Source organism: Streptomyces sp. NPDC026417 (assembly GCF_055567695.1).
Window position 1 is genome coordinate 32673 of sequence record NZ_JBVHPY010000029.1, and the last position, 6370, is coordinate 39042.

Genomic DNA, 6370 nt, shown 5'->3' on the forward strand with positions numbered 1-6370 from the left:
ACACCGGCCCCCCCTCCCCCCCTCCCCCCCCCCCAAACAGCGTGCTGCCTCCCCCCCCCCCCCCCCACCGCCCCCCCCCCCCCCCCCCCCCCCCCCCCCCCCCCCCCCCCCCCCCGCGGCTTCCTCAGGAGAGCAGCGTCCTGCGGAGGGTGTGGGTGAAGGTGTGGTCCAGGCCCAGGGCCTGGGTCGTGTAGTCCTGCACCGAGCCGTATCGGGCGGTCAGGGATGCCAGGAACAGGGTCATCACCTCGGCGGGTGCCCTGCCGTGGCCCGGCCAGACGAGGTCCCGGTCCGGGTGGGCCGCGTGCCAGTCCGCGAGCAGACGGGCCGTCGCGTGTTCCGTGAGCGCGAAGTCCTCGGCGATCGTCTCCTCGGGGACGTCCAGGAGCGACAGGACCAGGGCCGCCACCAGGCCCGTACGGTCCTTGCCGGAGGCGCAGTGGAAGACCAGGGGAGCGTCCGACTCGCCTGCCTGCGCGATCAGTTGGAGTACCTCGCGGATCTCCTTCGTGCCGTCCTCGGCGACCTCCGCGTAACGTTCCGCCAGATACGGGCCCGGCTCGACGGACGCGGGCAGGGACGGCTGGTCGTACGGCCGGTGCTCGATGCTCAGGTTGCGGTAGGCGAAGGAGGGATGGTCCGGGATCCGGCCCTTCGCCTCGATCTCCCACGGGTAGCGCAGGTCGACGACGGTGCGGATGCCGAGCGACAGGAAGCGGTCCCAGTCCTCGCCGGCCAGCTTCCCGAGCGAGTCCGCGCGGTACAGGCGGCCCGTGCGTACGGTCCGCCCGTCGGCGGTGGTGTACCCGCCCAGGTCGCGGAAGTTGTGCAGACGGGCGAAGTGTATGTGTCTGTTCACAACGGGATCGTAGGCGGAGCCCGCCGCTCGGCAGCCGCTACTTCGCGTGCATCACCGCGTAGATCATCACGAACGCGACGATGTGGATACCGAAGAGGAAGTAGGCCAGGTACCACCAGACGTAGCGCTCGGTCTTCTTCTCCTCGGCCAGGCGCCGCTGTTCCGGGTTCTGCGTCGTCCCCGGTGCCGGCTCGTGCGCCCTCGGGTCGGGCATCACGCCTCCCGGTGGACCTTCGTGTTCGACGCCTGGGCCCGGGGGCGGACCACGAGAAGGTCGATGTTCACGTGGCTGGGGCGGGTGACAGCCCACTCGATGGTGTCCGCCACGTCGTCGGCCGACAGGGGTTCGGCGACGCCCGCGTACACCTTCGCCGCCTTCTCCGCGTCCCCGCCGAAGCGCGTCAGCGCGAACTCCTCCGTCTTGACCATGCCCGGCGCCACCTCGATGACGCGGACCGGCGTGCCGACGATCTCCAGTCGGAGGGTCTCGGCGAGGACGTGCTCGGCGTGCTTCGCGGCGACGTAGCCGCCGCCGCCCTCGTAGGTGCCGTGGCCGGCGGTGGAGGAGAGCACCACGACCGTGCCGTCGCCGCTGGCGGTGAGGGCGGGCAGCAGGGCCTGGGTGACGTTCAGCGTGCCGATCACGTTCGTCTCGTACATCCGGCGCCAGTCGTCCGGGTCGCCGGTGGCGATCGGGTCCGCGCCCAGCGCGCCGCCCGCGTTGTTGACGAGGACGCCGATCGTCTTGAAGGCCGTCGCGAACTCGTCGACCGCGGCGCGGTCCGTGACGTCCAGGGCGTACGCCGTCGCCTGGTGGCCGGCCGCGGTGATCTCCTCGGCCAGGGCCTCGATGCGGTCCTTGCGGCGGGCCGTCAGGACGACGCGGTAGCCGGCCGCGGCGAGCCGGCGGGCCGTGGCGGCGCCGATGCCGCTGCTCGCACCGGTGATGACGGCGATACGGGACGCGGCGGCGGGGGTCATACGGCTGCTCCTCGGTGCGGTTCGCGGTGCGGTGCTCGGTGTCCCGCAAGGATAGGCGGGACGGGGGAGGGGGGGCCGGGGACCTGGTGCCGGGGCATCGGATGCCGGTTGTGTGTCGGTGGCTCGGGGCGGTTGCGCGGTGCCCGTGGCCTGGGAACGGGTGCCACTTCAGTTGCCGCGCGGGGCATACATGATGACCGCCATGCCCGCGAGGCAGATCAGGGCGCCGGTGACGTCCCAGCGGTCCGGGCGGTAGCCGTCCGCGGTCATGCCCCAGGCGAGGGAGCCGGCGACGAACACCCCGCCGTACGCGGCGAGGATGCGGCCGAACTCGGCGTCCGGCTGGAGCGTGGCGACGAAGCCGTAGGCGCCGAGGGCCATCACGCCGGCGCCGATCCACAGGGCGCCGCGGTGCTCGCGTACGCCCTGCCAGATCAGCCAGGCGCCGCCGATTTCGAGGAGTGCGGCGAGGACGAAGAGGGCGGCGGAGCGGAGCACGGACATGCGGTCACTCTGGCACGGGTCGGCTCACCTGATGGGCGGCGCCTGGTTCGGGGGTGTGGGTGGGATGTATGCGGAGGGTGTCGAGGCGAGGCGAGGCGAGGCGAGGAGAGACGGTATGCGCCGGGTGTGTGTGGCGGGGCTGAGGCTGGGGCTCGGGCTGGCCTTCGGGGTGGGGGGTCTGTTCGTGGCCGGGTCCGCGAACGCGGTGGGTGGGGGTGCGGTGCCGGAGGCAGACCTGGCCTATCACGGGTACGTGGCGATGGCGGGCGGACGTGTCGATGTGCGGATGACGCCGCGGAACCACGGGCCGGCGGATGTCCCGGACGCGACGGTGCGGTTGCGGTGGTCGGTGCCGTTGGCCGACCGGCAGTGGCTGCCGGAGGGGTGCGCGCGGACGGGGGGACGGACGGTGATGTGCCGGACGGGGGCGCTGGCGGCGGACGGGGCCGGAGAGGAGATCCGGGTGGGCGTGCGGTTGCAGGGGTCGCCCACGGAGGTGACGTTGGTGATCGACACGGTGTGGGGCGGGGGCGCGGTGGATCGCAATCACCAGAACGACCGGCGGCAGGTGCTGGCGCTCGACACGGGGGACTCGTACGTCTTCTGAGCGTGGCGCGCTCCGGTGATCCGGGGGTCGGGTCCGCGCCGGTACATCCGCCCGTTGCGGGCCGGGCGTTCCCCTCGGACGCGACGGCGCCGTGGGTCCCCGCCCGGCCCGCAACGGGCATCTGATGTACCGGCACGGCCCCTCCCGCCGGTGGGCGGCTGCGGGTTCGTGGCTGTGGCCCTTCCGGTGGTGGGTGGCTGCGGGCTCGTAGCTGTGGCCCGTCCTGCCGGTGGGTGGCTGCGGGTTCGTGGCCACGGTGGTGAACACAGCCCCTCCCGGTGGTGGGCGGCTGCGGGTTCGTGGCTGTGGCCCTTCCGGTGGTGGGTGGCTGCGGGCTGGTGGCTGTGGTGGTGGGTGCGGTCCCTTTCGGTGGTGGGTGGGGGCGGCTCGTGGCCCTGGTGGTGGGTGAGGGGGGGCGGTGTTTCCGGCTGCGGCATGCGGAGGGCGTTCGGCGGGGCCCCGGTGGGGGGAAGGGGGCCGCGTACGATGGGGGTTTCGGTGCGGGAGGCGGGTGTGATGGCCGGGGAGCGGGAGCGGCTGACGGCGGAGCTGGCGGCCGAGTCGCGGCGCTACATGGCGTCGTACGCCCTGTTCAACCAGGCTGTCGCCGACCATCTCAAGCTGCACCCCACGGATCTGCAGTGCCTGAACCTGCTCACCTTGGAGCGGGGGCCGGTCACGACGGGCCGGATCGCGGAGCTGACGGGGCTGACGACCGGCTCGGCGACACGGCTCGTGGACCGTCTGGAGAAGGCGGGTTACGTCGTGCGGGAACGGGACGCGGTCGACCGCCGGCGCGTCCTCGTGGTGACCGTGCCCGAGAGGGTCGCCGAGTTCGGTCGCATGTGGGAGCGGCTGGGCGCCGACTGGTACACCCTTTTCGAGGGGCTGGACGACAGCGAACTCGCCCTGATCATCGGCCACATGCGCCGTACGGTCGCGTTCACCGGGGAGCAGGTCGCCCGTCTCCGGAGCGGCGTCCTCGACACGCCTTAGCCGCCGTGGTGCTGTTCCGGGGCCTTGCGCGGCAGGAGGCCCACCAGGGGGCAGCAGACGAGCGCGACGGCGGCGACCACCGCGAGGCTGACCGTGGTGGCGTGTGCCGCTCCGCCGTCGGCGGTGAAGTACACGGTGGTGACGGCCGCGGCCCCCGCCGCGTTGGCGAGCTGCTGCACCGCGCCGAGCGAACCGCCCGCGCTGCCGGCCTCGTCGGGGGCGATGTCGCCGAGCGCGACGTCGTACATCGTGCCGAAGCAGGTGCCCATGCCGAGTCCCACGACGAGCAGCGGCGGGACGAGGGTCCAGCCGGCGGTGTCCGTGCCGGTGGCCGCGACGAGGGCGAGCAGCCCGGTCGTCCCGGCGAGCGTGATCAGCAGTCCGGCGAGGACGAGCCGGCGTCCGAACCTGCCGATCAGGCGGTAGCAGGCGATCGACGCGACGACGATGCCCGCGGACAGCGGCAGGAGGCCGAGGGCGGCGCCGGTGGGGGAGCGGCCGAGTCCCTGTTGCAGGAACAGCGAGACGACGTAGAGGAGTCCGGCGACGGCGGCGAAGAAGACGGCGCCGACGAACAGGCCCGAGGTGAAGCCGCGGTTGCGCAGCAGTGAGGGCTGGATCAGCGGGTTCTCGGCGGTGCGCTGGCGGTGGCAGAACGCGGCGAACAGGACGAGTCCGGCCGTCAGGAGCAGGGCGGGAGCCGGGGTCCAGCCATGGGCCGAGCCCTGGATGAGGCCGCCGAGCAGGCCGAGCATCGCGCAGCCGAGCAGTGCGGAGCCGAGGACGTCGACGGCGACCGTGCGGTCGCCGGTGTCGCGGGGCAGCAGTCGGACGGCGGCGAGGAACGCGGCGCCGCCGAGCAGCAGGTTGATGAGGAACATCGGCCGCCAGCCGAGTCCGGCGAGATCGGCGTCGACCAGGAATCCGGCGAGGACCGGGCCGCCGACGGCGGAGAGTCCCATGACCGGGCCGAAGAGGCTGTACGCCTTGCCGATCTGGTCGCGGGGCCAGGTGGCGCCGAGGATGCCGAAGCCCTGCGGGATGACGAGCGCGCCGAAGGCGCCCTGGGCGAGCCGGGCGGCGACGAGCGTCCCGGGGTTCCCCGCCAGGCCGCAGGCGACCGAGGCGAGGGTGAATCCGGCGAGTCCGACGAGGAAGAGGCGGCGGCGTCCGTGCCGGTCGCCGAGCCGGCCGCCGAGGACGAGCAGGACGCCGAGCGCGAGGGCGTAGGCGGCGCCGAGCCACTGGACGAGGGCGGGGCCGCCGCCGAGGTCCCGGGCGATGGTCGGGGCGGCGATGTGGGTGATGGTGGCGTCGAGGAGGTCCAGGACGTCGGCGGCGAGGACGACCGCGAGGATCGCCCAGCGGATGCGGGCGGGTGGATGCACCGGTGTATGTGTGTCGTGCAGTATCTGTGTCACGCAGATAAATGTCGGGCATGGGGGTGCGCCGCGTCAACCGGATTGCGCGTGCGGGCAGCCGCTAGGCCTGCCGGGAACCGCCCGCGTACGCCGTCGGCGGCACCCCGACCGTCGCCGTGAAGTCCCTGACCAGGTGCGCCTGGTCGGCGTAGCCGAGGTCGGCCGCCAGCGCCGCCCAGTCCACCGTGCGGTCGGTCTCCGCGCGCTCCAGGGCCTCGTGGATCCGGTAGCGCAGGATGATCCACTTCGGGCCGACGCCGACGTGGGTGGCGAACAGGCGCTGCACGGCCCGTACCGACATGCCCTCCGCGCGGGCGAAGTCCGCGACCCGGCGGACGGTGCGGTCGCCGCGGATGCGGTCGACCAGGGCCGTCGCCAGCTCCGCCTGCGGGTCGGGCCGGGGGCCGAGCCCGAGCAGGAACGCGTCGAGGGCGGCCACCCGCGCCCGCTCGTCGTCCGGGGCGAGTACGGCCTCGGCGGCTCCTTCCGGCGCGGGGAACACCGCGTCCAGCGCCAGCCGCAGGCCCGTCAGCGAGGACACCGGCCGGTCCGGCGCGAAGGGGCGGAAACCGCCGGGCCGGAACTGCACCCCGCACACCCGTCCGCGCCCTTCCAGTTTCTGCGTGAACAGGTCGAGTCCGATGCCGGAGACCTCCCCGAAGGGCTCCCGGCCGGCGTAACCCTGGAAGACGACGTTCACCGAGGGGTGGGGGACGACGTGCGAGGCGTACGGCTCCGGGAGGTCCCAGTCGATCAGCCAGTAGTGCTCCAGGTAGGGGCGCAGCGGCCCGGCGGGCTCGTGGCGGCGGAAACGGACGCGGGAGAGGAGCTCCGCTGCGTCGACGATGCCGCGCGTGTCACGGCGTGGGGCGGCCATGACGGGATCGTAGGCCGGGGGTCGGACAGCGGCCCGGGGACGGGGGGGGGGGGGGGGGGGGGGGGGGGGGGGGGGGGGGGGGGGGGGGGGGCGGTGCTCGCGTCCACCTACACTCGCCACCACCC

8 protein-coding genes are annotated in these 6370 nt (G+C 73.7%); 2 read left to right on the forward strand and 6 right to left on the reverse strand.

Annotated features, from left to right (window positions below):
• Positions 1–124: 124 nt before the first annotated feature.
• The 4 genes from ACZ4NT_RS33440 to ACZ4NT_RS33455 all read right to left on the reverse strand — a co-directional run bounded on the left by ACZ4NT_RS33440 (position 125) and on the right by ACZ4NT_RS33455 (position 2344).
• Positions 125–859, reverse strand: a complete 735-nt coding sequence (locus tag ACZ4NT_RS33440; RefSeq protein WP_121405356.1) for a tyrosine-protein phosphatase — start codon at positions 857–859, stop codon at positions 125–127.
• Between the two features lie 37 nt (positions 860–896).
• Positions 897–1073: a hypothetical protein gene (locus ACZ4NT_RS33445; protein ID WP_467728829.1), complete on the reverse strand. Its 177-nt coding sequence runs from the start codon at positions 1071–1073 to the stop codon at positions 897–899.
• Positions 1073–1840 carry an SDR family NAD(P)-dependent oxidoreductase gene (locus ACZ4NT_RS33450; protein WP_121405357.1) on the reverse strand — a complete coding sequence of 256 codons (768 nt, stop codon included), beginning with the start codon at positions 1838–1840 and terminating at the stop codon, positions 1073–1075. The genes ACZ4NT_RS33445 and ACZ4NT_RS33450 overlap by 1 nt, the downstream gene beginning before the upstream one ends.
• A gap of 168 nt (positions 1841–2008) precedes the next feature.
• Positions 2009–2344: a YnfA family protein gene (locus ACZ4NT_RS33455; RefSeq protein ID WP_467728831.1), complete on the reverse strand. Its 336-nt coding sequence runs from the start codon at positions 2342–2344 to the stop codon at positions 2009–2011.
• Between the two features lie 115 nt (positions 2345–2459).
• Here ACZ4NT_RS33455 and ACZ4NT_RS33460 point away from each other — a divergent pair, with 115 nt between their 5' ends.
• Entirely contained in the window at positions 2460–2951 is a 492-nt protein-coding gene (locus ACZ4NT_RS33460) for a hypothetical protein (RefSeq protein ID WP_467728833.1), read from the forward strand.
• 486 nt (positions 2952–3437) lie between these two features.
• Entirely contained in the window at positions 3438–3947 is a 510-nt protein-coding gene (locus ACZ4NT_RS33465; RefSeq protein ID WP_467728835.1) for a MarR family winged helix-turn-helix transcriptional regulator, read from the forward strand.
• Here ACZ4NT_RS33465 and ACZ4NT_RS33470 read toward each other — a convergent pair.
• On the reverse strand, positions 3944–5368 hold the full coding sequence (locus ACZ4NT_RS33470) for an MFS transporter (protein WP_467728837.1): 1425 nt from the start codon (positions 5366–5368) through the stop codon (positions 3944–3946). The two genes, ACZ4NT_RS33465 and ACZ4NT_RS33470, sit on opposite strands and share 4 nt — an antisense overlap.
• 61 nt (positions 5369–5429) lie before the next feature.
• Positions 5430–6245 (reverse strand): AraC family transcriptional regulator, encoded by an 816-nt coding sequence (locus tag ACZ4NT_RS33475; protein WP_121405362.1) that lies wholly within the window; start codon positions 6243–6245, stop codon positions 5430–5432.
• Positions 6246–6370: the final 125 nt, after the last annotated feature.